Source organism: Microvirga sp. KLBC 81 (assembly GCF_003075415.1).
Classification (GTDB): domain Bacteria; phylum Pseudomonadota; class Alphaproteobacteria; order Rhizobiales; family Beijerinckiaceae; genus Microvirga.
The window spans coordinates 1-542 of the sequence record NZ_QDAH01000330.1; the positions used below are offsets into that span (position 1 = coordinate 1).

A 542-nucleotide genomic window follows, 5' to 3' on the forward strand; every position below is an offset into this window, starting at 1 on the left:
CCGCCACCGCATGGAATTCGAGGAATTCGTGCCCGAATTCAACCAATGGCTGGCGCGCGACAAGACCACCGCGTTCCTGGTCGGCATCCGCTCCGACGAGTCGCTCAACCGCTATCTCGCCATCAAGCGCCGCACCAAGAAATGCGCCTGGACGCCGCCCGGCGCGCACAAGCCGCTGCCCTGGAGCACGCGCGACAAGCAGCGCGACAACGCCGTCACCTTCTTCCCGATCTACGACTGGAAGTTCGAAGACCTGTGGCGCTACACCGGCGAAAACGGCCACGCCTACAACCGCCTCTATGACCACATGCTGCGCGCCGGCGTGCCGTATTCGCAGATGCGCATCTGCCAACCTTACGGCGACGACCAGCGCAAGGGGCTGGACCTGTTCCACAAGCTCGAGCCCGAGACCTGGTTTCGCGCCGTCAAGCGCGTGCAGGGCGCCAACTACGCGGCGCGCTATTGCCGCCAACGCTTCCTCGGCTATCGCGGCGGGCTGGGCCTGCCGCCCACTTTCGATACCTGGCGCCAGTACAGCCAGT

1 protein-coding gene is annotated in these 542 nt (G+C 65.3%); it reads left to right on the forward strand.

Features of this window, described 5'->3' with window-relative positions:
• On the forward strand, positions 1 to 542 hold a 542-nt coding region (locus DC522_RS34045), incomplete at both ends, for a DUF3440 domain-containing protein (protein ID WP_116532743.1).